Raw genomic sequence first — 20397 nt, 5'->3', positions numbered from 1 at the left:
CTCATCTTCTTTTCGGGCTCAGTAACCGCCCCTTGCCGCCGCGACAACAGGTCATCGCACTCAGTCTTCGTTCCGGCTCACGAAGAGACAGAGAAACACCATCACGACCCCGTGACAGAGTGACACAAAATACACGGCGGCACCATTTCAGTCCGCTTCTGTTCCGGTATAGATCGCACTTCACCGACCGGAAAGACGGCGACATGATACATGCCATACTTCTGCCCGAAAGCGGCAGCGCTGCACGACTGCATTGCGCAGATCAGATTTTTACTGCCGTGATCGGTGCGAACGGGGTGGCAGCACACAAACAGGAAGGTGACCACGCCACGCCTGTTGGCTCACTTGTCCTGCGCCGGGTTCTCTACCGCGCTGATCGTGTAAAACGACCGGAAACCGGCGTTTCAGGACCAGATAGCACACGGCTTCCGCTGGAACCCATTTCTCCGCGTGACGGCTGGTGTGATGACGTCGCCCACCCTGATTACAACCGGCAGGTTACGCTCCCTCATCCGGCCCGGCACGAGGAGCTCTGGCGCGACGATCACCTTTACGACATCGTGGCCGTACTGGGTTACAACGATGATCCGATCATACCCGGACGTGGCTCCGCAATCTTCCTGCATCTCCAGTCACCGGACAAACGCCCGACAGAAGGCTGCATCGCGCTCACAGAAACCGATCTGAGGAATGTGCTGGCTCGCGGGCTGGTGTCGATTGAGGTCCGGCCGCACACCTGAGAGCGTGATCACAGGCATCGTGTAATGAGAATCCTTATGCCTCTGCGGCCGCATCCGATGGCACCCCGGCAACGGAAGGCGGCACAAATGCAATCAGAATATCGCCAGCGACAGGAGGATCCTGCTGAGCATCCTCGGCAGACTGAATCGAGAAACCGGCCTCTGGCCTTATCGTAATGAAGACCAGCCTGTTGCCATCGGATCTGCCAGACGTCCCGAATGTGCCTGCCGTCACATCCAGAGCTTCGAAGCGCCACCCGTCACCAAAAAGTGTGTCGAGCAAAGTAAAATTCCATTCCGGCTGACCGAGAACTTTACCGCGGGCATCGCGGCTGAGACCACGATACTGATCGAGCCGTCTGACACCCGGGCTGACCTGATAAACACGCGCACGTCCAAAATGCGGTGCAAGATGCGCACAGACCATCCCGTTATAAATAGCATCCGGGGTCGCCGCGATCAGATAATCGGCTGGCAGTTCCTCAAGACTCTCAGCTCCGGCTTCGGACAGCATTTCCGCATGCAGCACCGGAACACCCACGCGCCTGGCAGGAACCAGCGCGCGGGCGGCTGTATCGACCAGTGTTACCGGCGTCCCTGCCCTGATCATCACTTCTGCGAGATTCTGTGACCAGGGGCTGGCGCCGACGATAGCCAGAGCGGGGACATTCGAAAGTGTCAGGTGCAACCGACGCGCCAGCGGGGTCAGAGAAAAGCCATGCAGAAGCATTGTCGCCGCGATAACGGCGAAAACGGCGGGCATGACAAACTCGGCGCTCGTAAACCCGGCTTCACTCAGCCGTATCCCGGCCACACCCGCGACAGCCGCTGCCACGATGCCACGTGGCGCAATCCAGCCAAGAAAAATCCGGTCGCTCCAGCTCAAAGCGCTGCCAATCGTGGAAAGATAGATACCCACCGGACGGACGATGAAGATGATGGCGCAGGTCAGAGCAAAAACAGACCATGACAGTCGTTCGAGGACGACACGATGCAGATCCGCCGTCAGTAAGATAAAAAGAAGTGACACGATAAGAACGACGAGGCTCTCTTTCATGCGCTGCAGTTCGCTGAGGCCCGGCACGCGCATGTTGGCCAGCGCCATACCGAAGACGGTTGCTGCCATGAGGCCGGCGCCATCCATGAAAAGTGAACCAAGCGCATAGACTGCGAGCGCCATTGTAAGGAGCAGCGGCATTTTGAGCGGCTCGGGCATGAGGTCGCGCACAAAGAGCTGCCTGACACCCCAGCCTCCGGCGATACCGAGACCGATCGACACGATCAGGCTGATAATGACCTGCGGCAGAATACCGACAACAAATGCACCCGTACCTTCGTCCGGTCTCATCAGCAGGATTTCAAGCACCAGCGTCGCGAGAATTGCCCCCACAGGGTCATTGAGAATCGCCTCCCACCGCAGGAACGAAGCAACGCGGGGCTGAAGCTTTGCCTGACGCAGGAGTGGCAGGACGACTGTCGGACCTGTGACGACAACGATGGAGCCGAAGAGGCAGGCAGGCCCCCATGTCAGGCCGCCAACGTAATGCGCCGCAGCCGAACCGAGTGCCCAGTTGATGGGCAAGGCAATCAGCGTGAGGCGAAGAATCCCTTCGCCTGCCTCCCGCCACTGCCGGAAATCGAGGGCCATCCCGCCTTCAAAGACGATCAGGGCAACGGCAAGAGAAACAATCGGATGAAACAGGGGGCCGATCAGTTCAGAGGGATGCAAAACATCCAGTCCCGGCCCGAGAAGCAATCCGAGGCCGAACAGCAGAACGATCGCCGGAAGTTTGAAGCGCCAGGCGATCCATTGCGCCGCCATGCCACCGCAAAACACAAGAAAGACGAGAAGCATCGCACCCTGGTTCATGGGGTCGTCACGCCAGATTCAGTTGCCATTCAAAGTCCATTTTCCGGTTACGGATGTGTCAGAGAATATGTCGAAGCGGTCGAACATAAAGTGATTTCTGTCTTTGCGCGATGGGTCTGCGACACCTACGTTCCCACCACGTCACCCTGAAGAGCGTCTTCCAGGTGATGGACCAGGGCGCGTAAAGCGCGACTGTCATGATGCCCTTCGCCGAAAATGGCGAGTTCGCAGGATGGCAGATTACTGAGAGATCGCCCGGCAAGATCCTGCCCCACATCGCGCAGCTGCCTGTTCATCCTGAGAGATGAACGACCGAGCAGAGCAATACCCCAGCCCGCTTCAAGAGCGGATTCGATACCGGCAATCGATGTCGATGTGAACACGACACGCAGACTTCGTCCGGCCTGCTGCAAGGCACTGACGGCCATTCCCCGGTAACGGCAGGATGGCGGGAGGCTGACAAACTCGATCTCACCGCTGGCCGGCACGACATAATCCCGTGCGGCAAGCCAGTGCAGAGGCTCGGCCCAGACAATGCGGCCAGGAACGGACTGTCCCTCTTCCCGGTTCGCGAGAACAAGATCAAGCTGGCCAGCCTGCAACTGGTCGAGCAGGTTGCCGGCCAGACCGACGACGATTTCCAGAACGATCCTGGGATGCGCGACACGGAAGCGCGCCAGCATGCTGGTGAGATAAGCCGGAACGAACACCTCACCGAGGCCAAGACGCAGATGCGTCGTTGCGGTCTCGCCAGCCATATCCTCGACGAGCGACCGGCTGCGCGCAATCAGATCGCGTGCTCGTCCTGCCAGTAATTCTCCGGCGGGCGTCAGCTCTGTGACATGGGCATTCCGAAGAAAAAGCGGCCGACCCAGAAGTGCTTCCAGTTTCCTGATTCGCAAACTGACTGCGGACTGCGTGCGGCCAAGATACCGCGCCGCAGCCGTGAAACCACCATGATCCGCGATGGCAAGAAACACTTTCAAATCGTCGAGAGCAGGTTCCTGGGAAATCACGATCAGAACCTGTTTTCTGCGAGCATAAGAAAAACTGATCCTGTGCAGAATGAGAACTCGTTTTCAGCATCTTAAGGGCAGCGATACGGTTCCGTCCAACAGATCTGTTCCCATGCCTGCGGAGTCACGACCATGCGAGCCGCTCTTCTCCGGAAATTTGACAGTCTTCCTGATGTCACAGACCAGCCTTTGCCAGAGCCGGGCACGGGGCAGGTTCTGGTGCGCGTGTGTGCAGCGGCACTTAACCCGGCTGACATTCTGGTGATGAAGAATCTTCTGGGGCCTGCTGTCCCGGAACTGCCAGCCATTCCCGGCATGGACGTTGCAGGCGTGGTGGCGAAGCTGGGGCCGGACGTCACCGAATTCAAAGTCGGTGACGATGTTTATGGCTGTGTTGGTGGCGTTAAAGGGCACCCTGGCACCTTTGCCGATTATGTCGTGAGCGACAGCGCTCTGCTGGCCCGCAAACCATCGGGCCTGACGATGCGTGAAGCCGCGTCCCTGCCTCTTGTGTGCATTACAGCGTGGACTGGTCTGGTGGATCGGGCAAAAATTTCCCCGGGCGAGAAGGTACTGATCCAGGGGGTCACTGGTGGTGTCAGCCATGCGGCGATCCAGATCGCCCTTGCACGGGGCGCCAAAGTTTTTGCAACAGCCTCGTCACCGGAAAAGGCGGCTCATGCGAAGGCCTGTGGCGCCACGCCAATTCTTTATAAGGATGCCAGTGTTGAGTCTTATGTCGGAACCTGGACGAACGGAGACGGTTTCGATGTTGTTTACGACACTGTCGGAGGAGATGTTTTTCAGCAGTCAGCTGCCGCAACACGGCTGACAGGACGCCTCGTAACCTGTGCCGCGTGGCAGCCACAGGATCTGTCTTCTGTACTTGGGCGTAGCCTCGATATGACTGGCATCTTTATGTTGCTGCCGCTACTGACCGGCAAAGAGACGGCTCATCATGGTGACATTCTGCGCGAAGTGGCGCTTCTGGTCGAGGATGGCCGGTTAAAGCCTCATCTCGATCCGGCGCGCTTCACGCTCGATCAGATCGGGTCAGCCTATACATATCAGGCATCCGGAAAGGCGACAGGAAAAATTATCATTGATGTTGCGGTGTAAATTTCAATGCCTGTTTTTATGAAGCACCCGTCATCCATCAGTCCGGCCGGCCGGCCACAAAAGACAGGAGAAACAACATATGTCTCAGATCGAAGTTGTCGCCATAGTCAAAGCAAAACCAGGACGCGGAGCGGAAGTCGCTGCTGCGATGAAAGCCTGTGAAATGCCCTCGCGGGCCGAAAGCACCAATAAACTATATACACCGCACCGTGATCTTGACGATCCGGACACGTTCGTCTTCATCGAATCCTGGGAAAGCCGGGAAGCGCTGAAGGCACATATGGAGACATCACATTTCAAAGAAATGGCTAAAAAGCTGGAACCACTGATGGCAGCGCCATTTCAGGTGCATATTCTTAAGCCACTCTGAGGATTGCCAATGAGCGCAACAACCACGGAGCATGGGACCAGCGTTCTCGTTCGCCTGAGTATCGCTCTGTTTTTTTCATATATGGCTGTTGCGCTCACCCTGCCCGTTATCCCGATTTTCGTGACATCATGGGCCGGTTTTGGAAACATGCTGGCGGGCCTTGCCGTCGGAATTGCTTTCCTTTCCACTATTCTCACGCGCAATCATGCCGGGATCATCTCTGACCGGCGCGGAGGACGTGTATGCATGAAGCGCGGCCTGTGGATTTATATTGTCGCAAATCTGCTCTGTGCGCTCACCGCTCTGACATCATTATCTCCACCTCTGGCTTTCGGCATCCTTATCATCGGGCGCCTTCTGCTCGGGCTGGGAGAAAGCCTTACAATCGTAGGGATGCTTGGCTGGGGCATTGGCCTGATGGGACAACCGCGAGCGGGTAAAGTTCTCGCGCTGACCGGAATGGCGATGTATGGCGCCTTTGCGGCAGGGGCTCCCGTCGGACTGGCTCTGTTTCATACAACCGGATTTGCCGGTGTAATGCTCGTTGCAGCAGTCATGCCGGCTGTCGGGCTTGCCCTTGTGCAGTCCGTTCCGGCCGCTCCGATCCATAACGGGCAGCGTTTGTCTTTCTGGCGTATTATTGGCTCGATCTGGAAACCTGGCGCCGCCGTCTGTCTTCAGGGAGTGGGGTTTGCCGCGCTTGGCGCTTTCATGGCCCTCTATTTCACGCACAGTCACTGGCCGCATCCTGAACTGGGACTGACATGCTTTGGTCTGGCATTCGTGCTTGTCCGGGTCCTGTGCGGCCATCTGCCTGATCGTATCGGCGGTTATCCTGTCGCGATTGTGTCGCTCCTCGTGGAGACGACCGGACAGATGCTGCTTTGGTCGGCACACACTCCCTGGATCGCACTTCTCGGTGCTCTTCTCACCGGAGCTGGCTGCTCGATGGTGTTTCCTTCACTCGGCGTCGAAGTCGTCCACATCGTTCCACCTCATCTTCGAGGAACCGCGCTGGGAGGCTTCGCTGCATTTCAGGATCTTGCTTATGGTGCCACAGGGCCTGTTGTCGGATCTGTTGCGGATCGAGCCGGTTATGGGAGCGTTTTCCTGGTGGGTGGCATCTGTGCCGCTGCCGGAGCACTGATCACAATCCGGCTGGCCATTGAAAAACGTCGACACGGAAGCCTGCACGCATCGGCATGACTGTTTCGATTTTCGGCGCTCACACCAGTAACGCCCGCCGCAGACAATGCTGAGATCACGGGAAGGAATTTATTAATATGCTCAGTCATGTTTCAAAATTCTCACGATACTGCGCTCTGCATGGCGCAGCTCTGGTAATCGGAGCAGGTCTCTCTCACGGGCATGCAGCCTCGCTGATCACGACACAGAAGCTCGACTGGGAAACTGCAGAGAAACTTGCAGCCACAGCGGTACGCATCTGTGCCCGGCAGGGATATTCCGTTACCGCAGCTGTCGTCGATCCATCCGGACACGAACAGGTGGTGATCAAGGGTGACACCGTTCCGCTCCAGTCCCTCTCCGTGTCCTATCGCAAGGCTTACACAGCATTTTCCTATGGACAGGCTTTTGGCAAGAATACCACCAGCGAACTGATTGCGGCGAAACTCACAGGGCCTTCAAACGGAGCCCTGAACACGGTTCCGGAAGTTTTGTTCATTCCGGGGGGCGCGACATTACGCAAGGCTGATGGCACGGTCATTGGCGGGCTTGGCGTATCCGGAGCACCCGGAGGCGAGAAGGATGAAGCGTGTGCCGTTGAGTCGGTGACGGCGCTGAAAGGAGATTTTCAATGACACATGACCGCATGCCTTCAGGTTCAGACCACATTGAGACTTCTGCTTCCGCCTCGGAAAACCGTGTCAGAAGACGCGCTTTTCTGAGTGTTGCGGCAGTTTCTCCATTGCTCCCGGTTGTTTCAGCCGTATCTGCGCATGCTGAAGATCAGCGCACCGCCGATGGCGCTGCAATGGCGCAGGACATGCTGCCCGCAGGCACGATGGAAGTCATTGGAGCACTTCCTGATCCAGGGCCTTCCGGCATCACTGTTACGCCGGATAATCGGGTCTTCCTGAGTTTTCCACGTCACGCGGAAGATCATAATCATCCTGCGCTTGGCGAACTGCGTAATGGAAAAGCCGTTGCATGGCCGGATGAAAAGACCACGCTTCAGTCATCTCTTCCGATTGATCAGCGGCTGATTTCTCCTCATGGGATGACAACCGATACACAGGGCCACCTCTGGCTGATCGACGATGGAAAGATTGTCGGACATCCGATTCCACCCGGTGCTGCGAAGATTGTCGGCTACGACACGACGACACGAAAACGTATTGCGAATATTGTGCTCAAAGCGCCAGCGTTGTTGCCTGACAGCCATATGAACGATCTGCGCGTCGATCTGACTCATGGTGAAAAAGGCACGGTCTTTGTTGCCGATTCCTCATTTGGAACGTCGCCCGGTCTGGTCGTCGTGGATGTTGCATCAGGGCGACAAAGGCGCGTGCTGACTCAGCATCCGTCTATTCTTGCGGAGCCAGGTTTTGTGGCTGTCCTTGAAGGCAAACCCCGCCATTACAAGGCAAAACATGCACAGTTTCCGACCGGGGGCGTGGATAGCATCACGCTCAGCACGGATTGCAGCACGCTTTATTATTCACCTCTGACAAGCCGAAGACTTTACAGTCTCCCCACGTCCCTTCTCTCTGATTTTTCTTTAACTGATCAACAGCTTTCCGATGCAGTCGTTGATCTTGGTGAAAAAGTCATGACAGACGGTCTCGCGACCGATCCGTGGAACCGCCTTTATCTGACCGCGGGTGAGCATGACGCCATCATGCGCAGAAACACGGATGGCAGCATTGACGTCATCGCCCGGGATCAGAGGATTATCTGGCCGGATGGGATTTTTGCTGACAAAAGCTATGTTTATTGCGTTCTCGGACAATGGAATCGTCTGGCTGGCTTCAATGACGGGCATAATCTGCGACAGCCGCCGTATCTTGTCGTGCGTTGTCCCATCACACCGCCTGCGACCTGAAAGTTGCGAAAAAAACGTGATCCGGAGGCAATTCGACAACGGGACAACCTGAATGCAACTGCCGGATACTGGATACGACAGAGGCAGAATCCGTTACGCTCAGGTCAGACGCTGCGATAATACGGGCATCACGGTCATCGGATATTTTCACTTTCCCGCTCCAGACAACGATCACTGGTGCCACAGTTGCCTTCCGTAACTGATCAAGAAAGTCCGGGCTGGCAATCTCGTGCGGCACGAGGGCCGCACTGATATCCGCTGCGTGATCATCAAACCATGAAGAAAGCATCCCACTCCATTCAGAAGGAGCCGTATTTTCTCCATAGACCTTCAGAGCGGCGTAACGTTGCGTTCCGTCTTCATCTTTTCCGGCAACGGGCCAGCCTGCGGGCAGAAAGAGATTGTTTTTCACGGAGAGCACAGAAGGAATAACTCCCCACGGTGACGGGACCCTTGCGGATTCTGCCGTATCCACATGAGCAACCGGAGATTCCGTTACCGGCCCGCTTACCTCCTGAACGCGAAAACCCTCCAGTTCCTGTCTAAGCATATCAACCAGCGCACGCAGGCCGCGAATATAACGATCCTGCTCCTGATTGCGTTCAGCCAGTTCAGTAAAGCGTCGCTCGAAAAAAGCCCGTTCCGCTGAGGGGTTTAATGGCGGAAACGCGGGAGCGGACATGTGATCTTCTTCTCCGTTTTCGTTCATGTTCACACTCCGACAGGTCTGCTGGCCTGCGTCACCGGATCACGGACAGCTTCGATATGCATTTCGGCAGAATCAGCTGCTGGAGATTATCGTGGTCAAAAGGCACGACCACAGACTGACCAAAGCCTTCGACCGGAATAACCGCCACGCCTCACCAGATCAGTATGAAAAAAATCCCTGATCATTTCCGACTGGCAGCACAGAGCACCCGGATCTTACTCTGATCTGAGAATTCCTGACGAGATTTCAACCAGAAAATCGAGGACAGTCCGCGTGCGCAGCGGCAGAGTTCTGGGACCGGTATGAACGGCATAGAGAGGCATCGGAGAAACCTGCCAATGCGGATAAAGATGAATCAGTTCGCCAGACGCTATCAGATCGCGCACCTGAAATTCCGGCAAAAGACCGATTCCAACTCCGGCCTGAACCGCATAAAGCGCCGCTTCGCTGCTATTGGCCCGAAATACCGTGGCAGGCGCGACGACACTTTCCTCACCGTTTCCGTAAAAATGCCAGTCCTGTCGACCGCCACCATAAGTGTAGACGACACATGGCTGATCAGCGAGATCCCGGGGATGCTCCAGCAGTCCATTTGGGTTGAAATGTTTTGCGGACATCACGAGTGATCGATGCACGGCACCGAGTTTACGGGCAATCAGCGATCCCTCCGCAATCTCACCAACCCGAATCGCGAGATCCAGCCCTTCTTCGACCAGATCGCCAAAGCCGTCCCGCATAATCAGTTCAACTGACAAATCAGGATGCCGCTTAAGCAGATCATTGATGCGTGATGTCAGATAAAGACCGAAAGCTGTGGTGACACCCAGACGGACGAGACCAGAGACGGAAGCCCGTCTCCGGCCCAGAACCGTCTCGGCTGTTTCAAGAATTTCCAGGACTTCGTAAGCATGAGGAAGAAGGCTGCGCCCATCCTCCGTCATCATCAGACTGCGTGTGGTTCGTGCGAAAAGCGTCGTGCCGTAATGCGCCTCAAGGAGAGCAATATGCCGCGAGATCGTTGGCTGGCTCGCACCTGTTTCCCGTGAAACAGCTGAAAACGAGCCTGTCGCCGCAACGCGAACGAAACTATGCAGAGCAGAAAGGAGATCCATCAAGCGCCGCCATGAAAGGATTGTGGAGCAATGATGACGGCCCGTTTATTTATGCACAATATAGCGAAAATGGAGGCCGCTATACCAAAAACGCACAGGCACCATTGCGGACCCGCGGATCAGTGGCGGCCACCGCCATGGCGCTCACTGACAGCAAGCCGCTTTTCCGCCAGCCGGGCGAGCCTCACAAAAGGCAGTCCCAGCAGAAGGTAAGCCGCGCCTACCATAAGACCTGGTCCGAAATAATCGAAATACGTGGAAGACAGCCGCACATATGTCTGACTGAGTTCGGTCAGAGTAATGATGCTGACCAGCGAGGAATCCTTGAGGAGCGAAATAAAGTCGTTCGTCATCACCGGCACGACAACCCGGAAGGCCTGCGGCACAACGACATAACGCAACGCCTGAAAATGCGTCATGTTCAGTGCTGTCGCTGCTTCCATCTGCCCGCGTGCAACGGATTGAAGGCCGGCCCGATAATTTTCGGCTTCATAGGCCGCGTAATTCAGCCCGAGCCCGATGACGCCTGCGACAAAGGGGGAAAGCCGGACACCGATGCTCGGAAGACCATAGAAAATAAACAGAATCTGAATGAGCAGCGGCGTTCCACGAACAATCTCAACATATATTGAGGCCAGCGTTGCAAGCCAGGACGGGCCGTACCGACGGGCCAGCGCAAGAGCAAGTCCCACACCCACGGCCAGAACCATGGCACAGCCCGAAACAGCCAGCGTCAGTAATGCGCCTCGTCCAATCAGGGGCAGAAAGCCTGCATATCGATAAAATCTGGCTGACCAGCCACGTGCAGGAGCCGTGGACGCAAGATACCGCTCCCATTCGGTTGGCACGATGTCTGGCGCAGAGTGATCGCCGGTCCATTCCGCCATCTCCGGTGTCCAGAGATTCCATCGTGCCAGAATACGATGGAGGGAGCCGTCCGCCACCATTGTCTGAAGAGCCGCATCGACTCTGCGGCGCAGATCCTGATTGGTGCCCTTCCGAAAAGCGATACCATACGAAAGATGACCAACAGGCGGACCGACAATCCGGAAATCAGGATCAGCTTCGCCGTAATAGAGTGCAATCGGGCCATCCAGAAGCACGGCATCCAGGCGACTGTTCCGCAGGTCTGAAAACGCATTGGATTCTTCGTCGTAGGATCGCAGCGTGACATCAGTCCGACTTCGCAGCATCCGCTCAGCAAGCGTATCCTTGATGGTGCCCACAGTATGGCCGCCAAGACGATCGAAGGAATCAAGACCTGCCTGATCCCGACGAACGACAATCCGCTCCGCTGTCACATAATAAGGACGGCTGAAATCCAGCGCGTCGACATGTTCGGGCGTCATCTCAATGCCATCGGCGACCATGTCGTAGAAGCCGCGCTGGAGACCTGGAATCAGGCCGTCCCAGTCATTCTGGGTAAACTGAGTTTCCCGCCCGAGCCGGCGCCCGATCTCCTGCATGATGTCGTATTCAAATCCGGCCATGTGGCTTTCTTCGGCCGGATCATGAAAGGTGAAAGGCACGTTTGCCGTCCCGTCGGCCGCCCATCGTAGCGGGCCTTCCGCCCTTGCCTCCGGAACAGAGACCAGACAGAAAAAAGCTGCCAGCAAGACAGTGCACCAGGCAGGTTTTTTCAAAGCGATGCCCCGAGAAATTCTTTCGTGCGGGGGTCGTTCGGGTTCAGGCACATCTCATCAGGGTCACCGATTTCGATGATCTCGCCGCTTTCCATGAACACAATCCGGTCAGAAGCGGCACGGGCAAAGCGCATGTCATGGGTGACAACAATTTGCGTCATACCCTCCCGGTCGAGAGCGCGCATGACTTCGAGCACCTCTTCGGCGACGCGCGGATCAAGCGCGGAGGTTGGCTCGTCATACAGCATGACATCTGGCCGCATGGCGAGCGCCCTGGCAATCGCAGCCCGCTGCTGCTGACCGCCGGAAAGGGTGGAGGGATAGCGCAGGGCCGCGGCTTCCAGTCCAACCTTGGCGAGAAGGTCACGGGCCTCGGCTTCAATAACCGACGGCGTGACATGCTTTACCACACGCGGTGCCAGCATAACGTTATCCAGCACCGTGCGGTGAGGAAACAGGTTGAAAGACTGGAACACCATACCGACATGCGCACGCAACTGATGGGCCAGAGCCTCATCCGATGAGCGCCAGGGGCCGCCGTTACGGCGAATACTGTCATCCGCGATGGTGACGACGCCGCTGTCAGGAATTTCCAGAAAATTGAGACAGCGCAGGAAGGTTGATTTTCCACAGCCCGATGGACCGATAATCGAGACAAGTTCTCCTCGCTCGACCGTCAGAGAGACATTGCGCAGGACTTTATGGGAATCAAAAGATTTACAGAGCGATTCCGCACGCAGAACCGTCTCAACGCAAAAAGCCGACCCGGTTTCCACCGGGTCGGCAATTTCATGGTCGTCGTAAGACGGATAAGTCTCAGGCAGCCTTAAGCATCCCACGCAGAACATACTGAAGAATACCACCATGCCGGTAATATTCGACCTCGTCCAGAGTATCGATACGGCAGAGGAGAGGCACCTCTTCGGTCTTTCCATCGGCGCGATGAATGACCATCGTCACGTCCATCCGGGGAGTGATTTTCTCAAGCCCCTTGATATCGATGACTTCGTCGCCCTTCAGGCCGAGCGTCTTGCGTGTCGTCCCTTCCTTGAAGAGCAGCGGCAGAACGCCCATGCCTACCAGGTTGGAACGATGGATACGCTCGAAGCTTTCTGTAATCACGGCCTTGATGCCGAGAAGCAGGGTGCCCTTCGCAGCCCAGTCACGCGACGAACCCATGCCGTATTCCTTGCCGCCGAAGACGACGAGAGGCACGTGCTCTTTTTTGTACTCCATGGCCACATCGTAGATGAAGCCTTCCTTGCCATCAGGGAAGTGTTTCGAGAGCCCGCCCTCTGTGCCTGGAAGCATCTCGTTCTTGATGCGGATATTGGCAAACGTGCCACGCACCATGATCCGGTCGTTACCGCGACGTGAACCGTAGGAATTGAAGTCCTTCGCCTCTACGCCATGCTCGATCAGGTATTTGCCGGCAGGCGAATCCTTCTTGATCGAACCTGCCGGAGAGATGTGGTCGGTCGTGATGTTGTCGCCCAGCACAGCAAGAACGCGCGCCCCGGAGATGTTGCCTCCGCCCTTACCTGGATCGACAGCCATATCCTTGAAGTACGGAGGATCCTGCACGTAGGTCGATTTGTGATCCCACTTGTAGGTCTCGGACCCCGTCGCAACCTTGAGATCCTGCCACTCTTTCGTGCCCTTCGACACGTCCTTGTAGCGCTTGATGAACTCTTCGCGGTTGATCGACGACCCGATCAGGGCAGCGATTTCCTTGTTCGTCGGCCAGATGTCCTTCAGGTAAACCGGTTTGCCGTCCTTAGACGTGCCGAGCGGCTCCTTCGTGATATCCTTACGCATCGTGCCGAGCAGCGAGTAAGCCACCACCAGTGGCGGGCTGGCGAGGTAGTTCGCTCTCACGTTGGGTGAGATACGGCCTTCAAAGTTACGATTGCCCGAAAGCACCGAAACTGCGACCAGCTTGTTGTCCTCAATGGCGTCAACAATATTGTCAGCCAGCGGACCGGAGTTACCGATGCAGGTCGTGCAGCCGTAACCAACCGTGTTGAAGCCCAGTGCATCGAGATCTTCCGTCAGGTTCGCACGGTTCAGATAATCCGTGACAACCTGAGACCCCGGCGCCAGCGACGTCTTCACCCATGGCTTCGGCATCAGTCCGAGAGCACGCGCCTTACGGGCCACCAGACCGGCAGCAATCAGCACCGCAGGGTTCGACGTGTTGGTGCAGGACGTGATCGCCGCGATAACAACATCGCCATGACCGATCTCGTAGTTCGTTCCCGCAACCTTCGCCTGTTTGTGTGCATCGTTCGCCGGAACGCCGAGCCCCGAAACCAGCTCTTTCTCAAAAGCCGTCGTGGCATCGGTCAGAACAACACGATCCTGAGGACGCTTCGGACCCGAGATCGAAGGAACAACCGTCGAAAGATCGAGCTCCAGGGTGTCAGTGAACACAGGCTCAGCAGTCTCGGATGTACGGAACATCCCCTGCGCCTTGTAGTATTCCTCAACCAGCTTCAGGCGGTGCGCGTCGCGACCCGTCTCATGCAGGTATTCCAGCGTCAGTTTATCAACCGGGAAGAAGCCGCAGGTCGCGCCGTATTCCGGTGCCATGTTCGCAATCGTCGCACGGTCAGCAACCGGCAGATGATCAAGCGCAGGACCAAAGAACTCAACGAATTTACCGACAACGCCCTTCTTGCGGAGCATCTGCGTCACCGTCAGCACCAGATCGGTCGCTGTCGCGCCCTCAGGCATCTTGCCGGTCAGACGGAAGCCGATCACGTCCGGGATCAGCATGGCGATCGGCTGACCAAGCATGGCCGCCTCAGCCTCGATACCGCCCACGCCCCAGCCGAGCACGCCAAGACCGTTCACCATCGTGGTGTGCGAATCCGTGCCGAACAGCGTGTCAGGGTAGACGTATTCCTTGCCGCCAACCTCAGCCGTCCATGCGACCTGAGCGATGTGCTCAAGATTCACCTGATGGCAGATACCGGTATCAGGCGGAACCACCGAGAAGTTCTTGAACGCTTCCTGGCCCCACCGGAGGAACGCATAACGCTCGCCGTTCCGGTCGAACTCGATGGTGATGTTCTTCTGCAGAGCATCCTTCGTGCCATAAACGTCGACCATGACCGAGTGATCAATCACGAGATTGACGGGCACAAGCGGGTTCACCTTGTCCGGGTCACCCTTGAGCTGGACAATTCCGTCCCGCATCGCAGCAAGATCAACAACACCCGGAACACCGGTAAAATCCTGCATGAGAATGCGTGAAGGCTTGAACGGCACTTCCTTCGTGCTGCTGCCCTTCGGCAGCCAGCCTGCGATCGATTTTGCATCGTCCTGCGTGTAGGAGCGCCCGTCCTCGAAACGCAGCACGTTCTCAAGCAGCACCTTGAGGCTGACCGGAAGGCGGCTTACGTCGCCAATGGTCTTCTCGGCCTCAGGGATCGAGAAATAATGGTAGGTCTTGCCGTCAACCTTGAGCTCGCGCCCGGTTTTCAACGAATCGTGCCCAACCGCTTTCATGTAAACTTCCTCCGCGACAACAGCATCCCGCTGGCATGTCGATACCGGCAGCGTCACATCACGGTCTGCGATGCACGCCTTTCCCCGGGACTAACCCCGGTCGCCGGCTTGATCTCTGATCGGCGCTAGAACATACCGGCGAAGGGTCCTGGCACAAGCACACCGGCGACCACGAGAACGCGAGCACAGGCCCGGACGGGGCTGTTTCCGGTCACAATTAAGGGATCACTCCAATTTCGGCCCCGTTCCATGACGATCCAATCCTGTCTGCGGAAAACATCTCTGTCTTCCGGGGCGAACGACTCGTTCTCGACGAGGTCAGCCTCACGATGAGCGCCGGAGAGGCCCTGTTGCTCACCGGCCCTAACGGAGCAGGTAAGTCCACATTACTTCGCGTTCTGGCCGGGCTGCGACGCCCGGATGCAGGACGCCTGCTCTGGCAGAACTCTGACATTCTCGCGGATGTAGCCATGCACGCGGCGCATATCGCCTATCTTGGACATCAGGATGCACTCAAGTCTGGACTGACACTGGCAGAGAACCTTGCGCTCTTCGCCCGCGGCGAGTCTCTGGACGATGCGTGCGCCATCTTCGATCTCACAAACCTCGCTCATGTGCCGGTCCGGTTGTTTTCAGCGGGCCAGAAGCGGCGCGCAGCTCTGACTCGTGTTGTGCTGGCTCAGGCTCCACTCTGGCTTCTGGACGAGCCGAGTCTGGGACTGGATGCACGATCCGTGGAGCGACTCGGAATCGCACTGGCACAGCACCGTGCCGCAGGTGGCATGGTGATTGCCACGACTCATGTTCCGTTACCGCTGGACAATGTGCGTCACCTGACCTTGCCAGGCGCGCCGCTCGTGGATCTGACAGGGTGGGAGGATGTCCCATGAGTGCCGGCAGCCTGTTCGCCGCGATCGTGGCACGAGACCTCCGTCTGGCGCTTCGTCATGGCGCCGACACACTCGGCGCCGTTCTGTTTTTCATTCTGGCAGGTGCCCTGTTCCCGCTTGCGCTAGGTCCTTCACCGGAATTACTGCGCCGCATGGCACCGGGCGTGATCTGGGTTTGCGCTCTGCTCGCGGCTTTACTGCCCCTTGATCGGCTGTTCGGTTCTGAGCTGGAAGACGGTTCGCTGGATCAGTTACTACTCCTCGGTCTGCCGCCTTCTCTGGTCGCTCTCGCAAAGATGACAGCGCACTGGTTCACCACGGGGCTGCCATTGCTCGTCGCCTCCGCGCCAATGGCGATGATGCTGGGGCTCCCGTTCTCAGCACTTCCCGTGCTGATGGCGGGCCTCATTCCCGGAACCATTGTTCTGTCTCTTGTTGGCGGCATGGCAGCCTCGATCGTGCTCGGCGCAAGGCGCGGCGGAGTGCTGTTGCCGCTTCTCGTTCTGCCTCTGGTCACACCAGCCCTCATCTTTGGTGCGGCGGCTGTTGATGCGGCACGGACCGGCCTCCCCTTTGCGCCCGATCTTGAGCTCCTTATGGCCTTTCTGATCGGCGCCCTGCCACTCTGCCCGCTTGCAGGCGGCATGGGACTGCGTGCCGCGGCTGAGTGATACCAGAGGCCGTAAATAAACGGACCACAGCCCCCTGCACTCCGGCCTGCTGATAATAAACCTGTCTGGCAAAGACAGCCTTTGCCCGGCTCCGGAGCAGAGCCCGGCCAGCCTCACACAAGGCAATCGGCAGGTCCGCTGCTTAAGGACCTGATTAACCTGTGTCTTACTCTCAGTTCTCCGCGAGTGCCTGCCTGCTTGCGCGCACTCGCGTGACGCGCCGTCCATCCATCTCCAGCACCTCGAACAGCCAGCCGGAGAACACCACCTTATCTCCGACCGCCGGCACGCGCCGCAACAGAGCGAGAATCAGGCCGCCAAGAGTGTGGTAATCGCCTTCTCCGGGCAATTCACCCAGACTAAGACGATCCCTCACCTCGTCAGCCGGCTCTGCTCCTTCAAGAATGACTACGTCGCCAGCTTTTGCTTCCAGAACACTATGCTGACCGTGTTCGCTGACCTCACCGACGATCGCCCCGAACAGATCAGACGCCGTTACAATACCTTCAAACGAACCGTATTCATCAACAACGAGAGCGATACCAAGCGGGATGGAACGCATCCTCTCCAGCATATCGAGTGCTGAAATAGTATCCGGGACGACAACGGGCTGGCGCAATCCCGCCTCAATCGAAACAGGCATCCCGTCGAGCAGCCGATCCAGCATATCGCGCGCCAGAATGACGCCGACAGGATTGTCGACACCATCCTCACACACAACGAGACGCGAATAGGTCGTCGAACGCAAAGTCGACACAAGCACGTCACGTCCGGCATGCCGCTCAATCCAGCTGATTTCGTTGCGAGGCGTCATGATGGCGCGCACCGGACGATCCGCGAGACGCAGAAGACGCTCGATCATTGTGCGCTCCTCGTGTTCGAGGACACCTGACTGAGCACCCTCGGCCAGGACCGCGCGCAACTCCTCTTCTGTCAGGGCTCGTTTATCTGCTGGCGCCACATGCATGAGCCGCAGCACCAGATCGGAGGACTGCCGCAGCACCCAGACGATCGGGCGCACAATCGTCGCCAGCAAATCAAGCGGCACAGCAAGCCGGGCGGCTATCCGTTCAGGATATTGCAGGGCGAGCTGTTTCGGCACCAGTTCGCCAAGTACGAGCATCAGACTCGTAATGGCAAGCACCACCACGATCATCGAAATATCAGCGGCAAAAGGACGCAGAGCAGGAAAAGTTTCCAGCCAGGGCGTCAGTGCAGCTTCGATTTTTATACCGCCAAACGTGCCTTCAAGGATGGAAACGAGTGTCATACCAACCTGGACGGTCGGCAGAAAACTCTGCGGATCGTCCGCCAGCTTGAGAGCACGATCCGCTCCGCGCACGCCCTGCCCATGCAGAATAACGAGTCTGGGACGCTTCACCGAAATCAGTGCGAGTTCCCCCATCGCGAAGATACCGTTGAGCACAACGAGGAGAAGGATGATGAGAATGGAAAGAGTCATGACACCTGGAAATGTACAAAAAAGGGGACTGAACCGACAGGTTCCGCCCCCTTTTTGTCGCTATATCGACGGATTAGAAAACGCCGCGTAATTCAGTCAGCTGCATCAGCCGGAACAGCCGAATTCTGGTCAGCCGATGCGCTGACAACGGTCGTCACACGCGGCATTCTGGCTGGTTTTTTGCGAGCTGATATTTCCTGCATCTGCTCTTCAACCTGCTCAGCGTAGACGTACTGTGCCGGACGCTGGTTAGCGAGAGAGATCTCCGGAGCCATCGGCTTCTCGGTCTCAGGTCCAAACAGCGCAACCTTGGCGATATGCCAGGGACGACGAACGGCGTCCATCACGGCTGTCGACTCGTAGCCTGAATGGACCATGCAGTCGGCGCACTTTTCGTAGTTGCCAGTGCCGTAATCATCCCACTTTGTGTCGTTCATCAGTTCGTCGAACGATTTGGCATATCCCTCACCCAGCAAATAGCACGGACGCTGCCAGCCGAAGACATTGCGGAGTGGTTTACCCCATGGGGTGCAGTGGTAGGTCTCGTTACCAGCAAGGAAGTTCAGGAACAGGGGTGACTGTGTGAAACGCCACTTATGGCCCTTTCCGAGGCGGAAGATGTCACGGAAGAGCTGTTTGGTCTTCTGCCTGTTCAGGAAATGCTCCTGATCAGGCGCACGTTCATACGCATAACCCGGCGCAGTCATGATGCCATCGACATCCATGGCCATAACTTCATCAAAGAACGAAGCCACACGCTTGGGATCCGCACCATCGAAAAGAGTGCAGTTGATAGAGATACGGAAGCCACGCGCCTTGGCTTTTTTGATTGCCGCGACCGCACGCTCATAAACGCCATCCTGACAGACGGATGCATCGTGCATCTCCCTGTCACCATCAAGATGCACGTCCCATGAGAAGAACGGGCTTGGCTCGTAATCGTCCATCTTCTTCTCAAGGAGAAGAGCGTTCGTGCAGAGATAAACGTATTTCTTTCGCTCGATCAGCGCCCGGGTGATCTGAGGCATTTCCTTATGCAAAAGCGGCTCTCCGCCAGCGATTGCAATAACCGGCGCGCCCGCTTCCGCATCAGCGTCGAGACATTCCTGCATGCTCAGACGCTGATTGAGGATGGCAGCCGGATAATCGATCTTGCCACAACCCGCGCATGCGAGATTACACCGGAACAATGGCTCGAGCATGAGCACAAGTGGATAACGTTTACGTCCGGTAATATGCTGCTTGACGACATATGCGCCGACCCGGACGGCCTGCATCAAAGGTACCGCCATTACGCTCTGCTCCTAAGTCGGCACGTCACCGACTGCCTGTCATGTTGCGGACATATATATGGCCATGTCCGGGATAAAGAATAGAAACCGTCTCGTGGCTCAGGCTTGCGGACAACACATGGCCCGCGTGCGAATATACGGCACCACGATGTCTGAATGCGTCGGCTATAGGATAATCCCTTTCGGGCACTCAAGACCTGATTGCAGATATGTTGCATTAATAGCACACAGACAAGCCAATCGAAATTCCATGCTTGTCAGAACAGAGGAAACGCGACCAACAGGACAGCCGGTTTCGGACCTGTTTTTTTCATTCGCCTCAACGGAATATGCAGAAGATGTTCTCTCCTGGCCCTGCGTCAGGAAGAAGTCCGGGCGTCCTCAGGGACCTCATGCAAATTCCGGCGTGGCATGATCCGGTTTTTCGGTCATGCGCGTCTTCCCGGCGAAACCAGACGGATGTGACATCAATGGCTCACGGCAAGGCAGTTTCATCGACACCCGATGAAACGACGCAGCAGACTATCCCCTCCCGGGGACGTTTTCCGTTACTGGACCGGGTAGATTATCCGGTTGATTTACGGAATTTGTCGACGGATCAGCTGAAGCAGGTTGCGGACGAGCTCCGTTCGGAGACGGTTGACACGGTTTCGACGACTGGCGGTCACCTTGGAGCCTCGCTCGGGGTGGTTGAACTGACCGTCGCGCTGCACGCTGTGTTTGATACGCCTGATGACCGGGTGATCTGGGATGTCGGCCATCAGGCTTATCCACACAAGATCCTGACCGGCCGTCGCGACCGGATCCGCACGCTACGTCAGCCAGGCGGCCTGTCGGGCTTCACCCGGCGCTCGGAGAGCGAATACGATCCGTTCGGCGCGGCTCACTCCTCCACCTCGATCTCGGCCGGTCTCGGCATGGCCGTG

18 protein-coding genes are annotated in these 20397 nt (G+C 57.1%); 9 read left to right on the top strand and 9 right to left on the bottom strand.

The genetic code is table 11. The annotated features are described in order from the left end of the window. Nucleotides 1-203 precede the first annotated feature (203 nt). Nucleotides 204-740 carry a L,D-transpeptidase family protein gene (locus GOB85_RS07725; RefSeq protein ID WP_173576982.1) on the top strand — a complete coding sequence of 179 codons (537 nt, stop codon included), beginning with the start codon at nucleotides 204-206 and terminating at the stop codon, nucleotides 738-740. 34 nt (nucleotides 741-774) lie between these two features. On the opposite strand, the gene GOB85_RS07720 is transcribed toward GOB85_RS07725, so the two are convergent. Together GOB85_RS07720 and GOB85_RS07715 are read right to left on the bottom strand one after the other, a co-directional pair. Further along, nucleotides 775-2610 carry a cation:proton antiporter gene (locus GOB85_RS07720; RefSeq protein WP_173576981.1) on the bottom strand — a complete coding sequence of 612 codons (1836 nt, stop codon included), beginning with the start codon at nucleotides 2608-2610 and terminating at the stop codon, nucleotides 775-777. Between the two features lie 125 nt (nucleotides 2611-2735). After that, complete coding sequence (locus GOB85_RS07715; RefSeq protein WP_173576980.1) at nucleotides 2736-3626, bottom strand: LysR substrate-binding domain-containing protein; 891 nt, start codon at nucleotides 3624-3626, stop codon at nucleotides 2736-2738. 132 nt (nucleotides 3627-3758) lie between these two features. On the opposite strand from GOB85_RS07715, the gene GOB85_RS07710 reads away from it, so the two are divergent. The 5 genes from GOB85_RS07710 (at nucleotide 3759) to GOB85_RS07690 (ending at nucleotide 8179) form a co-directional block, all read left to right on the top strand. Beyond that, nucleotides 3759-4745, top strand: a complete 987-nt coding sequence (locus tag GOB85_RS07710; RefSeq protein WP_173576979.1) for a zinc-dependent alcohol dehydrogenase family protein — start codon at nucleotides 3759-3761, stop codon at nucleotides 4743-4745. Between the two features lie 79 nt (nucleotides 4746-4824). After that, the gene (locus GOB85_RS07705; protein WP_173576978.1) at nucleotides 4825-5115 is read left to right on the top strand and encodes a putative quinol monooxygenase; all 291 of its coding nucleotides are present in this window, start codon (nucleotides 4825-4827) and stop codon (nucleotides 5113-5115) included. A 9-nt stretch (nucleotides 5116-5124) separates the two neighbouring features. Further along, the gene (locus GOB85_RS07700; protein ID WP_173576977.1) at nucleotides 5125-6321 is read left to right on the top strand and encodes an arabinose transporter; all 1197 of its coding nucleotides are present in this window, start codon (nucleotides 5125-5127) and stop codon (nucleotides 6319-6321) included. 77 nt (nucleotides 6322-6398) lie between these two features. Next, nucleotides 6399-6935, top strand: a complete 537-nt coding sequence (locus GOB85_RS07695; RefSeq protein WP_173576976.1) for a GlcG/HbpS family heme-binding protein — start codon at nucleotides 6399-6401, stop codon at nucleotides 6933-6935. Nucleotides 6936-6946: 11 nt separating this feature from the next. After that, nucleotides 6947-8179 (top strand): L-dopachrome tautomerase-related protein, encoded by a 1233-nt coding sequence (locus GOB85_RS07690; protein ID WP_173577038.1) that lies wholly within the window; start codon nucleotides 6947-6949, stop codon nucleotides 8177-8179. Here GOB85_RS07690 and GOB85_RS07685 read toward each other — a convergent pair. From GOB85_RS07685 to acnA, 5 genes are all read right to left on the bottom strand, one after another. Then, entirely contained in the window at nucleotides 8160-8888 is a 729-nt protein-coding gene (locus GOB85_RS07685) for a hypothetical protein (protein ID WP_173576975.1), read from the bottom strand. The two genes, GOB85_RS07690 and GOB85_RS07685, sit on opposite strands and share 20 nt — an antisense overlap. Before the next feature lie 215 nt (nucleotides 8889-9103). Beyond that, entirely contained in the window at nucleotides 9104-10000 is an 897-nt protein-coding gene (locus tag GOB85_RS07680) for a LysR family transcriptional regulator (RefSeq protein WP_173576974.1), read from the bottom strand. Nucleotides 10001-10119: 119 nt separating this feature from the next. Beyond that, nucleotides 10120-11616 (bottom strand): ABC transporter substrate-binding protein/permease, encoded by a 1497-nt coding sequence (locus GOB85_RS07675; RefSeq protein WP_242011360.1) that lies wholly within the window; start codon nucleotides 11614-11616, stop codon nucleotides 10120-10122. Between the two features lie 23 nt (nucleotides 11617-11639). Beyond that, nucleotides 11640-12509 (bottom strand): amino acid ABC transporter ATP-binding protein, encoded by an 870-nt coding sequence (locus GOB85_RS07670; RefSeq protein ID WP_242011359.1) that lies wholly within the window; start codon nucleotides 12507-12509, stop codon nucleotides 11640-11642. Then, nucleotides 12460-15156 carry an aconitate hydratase AcnA gene (acnA, locus tag GOB85_RS07665; protein WP_173576973.1) on the bottom strand — a complete coding sequence of 899 codons (2697 nt, stop codon included), beginning with the start codon at nucleotides 15154-15156 and terminating at the stop codon, nucleotides 12460-12462. Before acnA ends, GOB85_RS07670 begins: the two co-directional genes overlap by 50 nt. 260 nt (nucleotides 15157-15416) lie before the next feature. On the opposite strand from acnA, the gene ccmA reads away from it, so the two are divergent. Together ccmA and ccmB are read left to right on the top strand one after the other, a co-directional pair. Next, nucleotides 15417-16046 carry a heme ABC exporter ATP-binding protein CcmA gene (ccmA, locus tag GOB85_RS07660; protein WP_173577035.1) on the top strand — a complete coding sequence of 210 codons (630 nt, stop codon included), beginning with the start codon at nucleotides 15417-15419 and terminating at the stop codon, nucleotides 16044-16046. Continuing rightward, the gene (ccmB, locus tag GOB85_RS07655; protein WP_173576972.1) at nucleotides 16043-16717 is read left to right on the top strand and encodes a heme exporter protein CcmB; all 675 of its coding nucleotides are present in this window, start codon (nucleotides 16043-16045) and stop codon (nucleotides 16715-16717) included. The genes ccmA and ccmB overlap by 4 nt, the downstream gene beginning before the upstream one ends. Nucleotides 16718-16889: 172 nt before the next feature. Here ccmB and GOB85_RS07650 read toward each other — a convergent pair whose 3' ends face one another. Further along, complete coding sequence (locus tag GOB85_RS07650; RefSeq protein ID WP_173576971.1) at nucleotides 16890-18179, bottom strand: hemolysin family protein; 1290 nt, start codon at nucleotides 18177-18179, stop codon at nucleotides 16890-16892. Between the two features lie 92 nt (nucleotides 18180-18271). After that, nucleotides 18272-19471 carry an adenosyl-hopene transferase HpnH gene (gene hpnH, locus GOB85_RS07645; protein ID WP_173576970.1) on the bottom strand — a complete coding sequence of 400 codons (1200 nt, stop codon included), beginning with the start codon at nucleotides 19469-19471 and terminating at the stop codon, nucleotides 18272-18274. Between the two features lie 470 nt (nucleotides 19472-19941). On the opposite strand from hpnH, the gene GOB85_RS07640 reads away from it, so the two are divergent. Further along, nucleotides 19942-20397 (top strand): 1-deoxy-D-xylulose-5-phosphate synthase N-terminal domain-containing protein (locus GOB85_RS07640; protein WP_277875875.1); only part of this gene is annotated, 456 nt, incomplete at its 3' end.

It is taken from the genome of Acetobacter fallax, from assembly GCF_011516735.1.
Lineage (GTDB): Bacteria > Pseudomonadota > Alphaproteobacteria > Acetobacterales > Acetobacteraceae > Acetobacter > Acetobacter fallax.
This window is presented reverse-complemented; position numbering and strand designations above follow the sequence as displayed.

Coding starts and splice junctions, on each gene's coding strand:
- GOB85_RS07725 (WP_173576982.1), top strand. CDS start 204: ATGATACATGCCATACTTCTGCCCGAAAGCGGCAGCGCTGCACGACTG.
- GOB85_RS07720 (WP_173576981.1), bottom strand. CDS start 2,610: ATGAACCAGGGTGCGATGCTTCTCGTCTTTCTTGTGTTTTGCGGTGGC.
- GOB85_RS07710 (WP_173576979.1), top strand. CDS start 3,759: ATGCGAGCCGCTCTTCTCCGGAAATTTGACAGTCTTCCTGATGTCACA.
- GOB85_RS07705 (WP_173576978.1), top strand. CDS start 4,825: ATGTCTCAGATCGAAGTTGTCGCCATAGTCAAAGCAAAACCAGGACGC.
- GOB85_RS07700 (WP_173576977.1), top strand. CDS start 5,125: ATGAGCGCAACAACCACGGAGCATGGGACCAGCGTTCTCGTTCGCCTG.
- GOB85_RS07695 (WP_173576976.1), top strand. CDS start 6,399: ATGCTCAGTCATGTTTCAAAATTCTCACGATACTGCGCTCTGCATGGC.
- GOB85_RS07690 (WP_173577038.1), top strand. CDS start 6,947: ATGCCTTCAGGTTCAGACCACATTGAGACTTCTGCTTCCGCCTCGGAA.
- GOB85_RS07685 (WP_173576975.1), bottom strand. CDS start 8,888: ATGAACGAAAACGGAGAAGAAGATCACATGTCCGCTCCCGCGTTTCCG.
- GOB85_RS07680 (WP_173576974.1), bottom strand. CDS start 10,000: ATGGATCTCCTTTCTGCTCTGCATAGTTTCGTTCGCGTTGCGGCGACA.
- GOB85_RS07670 (WP_242011359.1), bottom strand. CDS start 12,509: ATGGTGGTATTCTTCAGTATGTTCTGCGTGGGATGCTTAAGGCTGCCT.
- acnA (WP_173576973.1), bottom strand. CDS start 15,156: ATGAAAGCGGTTGGGCACGATTCGTTGAAAACCGGGCGCGAGCTCAAG.
- ccmB (WP_173576972.1), top strand. CDS start 16,043: ATGAGTGCCGGCAGCCTGTTCGCCGCGATCGTGGCACGAGACCTCCGT.
- GOB85_RS07650 (WP_173576971.1), bottom strand. CDS start 18,179: ATGACTCTTTCCATTCTCATCATCCTTCTCCTCGTTGTGCTCAACGGT.
- hpnH (WP_173576970.1), bottom strand. CDS start 19,471: ATGGCGGTACCTTTGATGCAGGCCGTCCGGGTCGGCGCATATGTCGTC.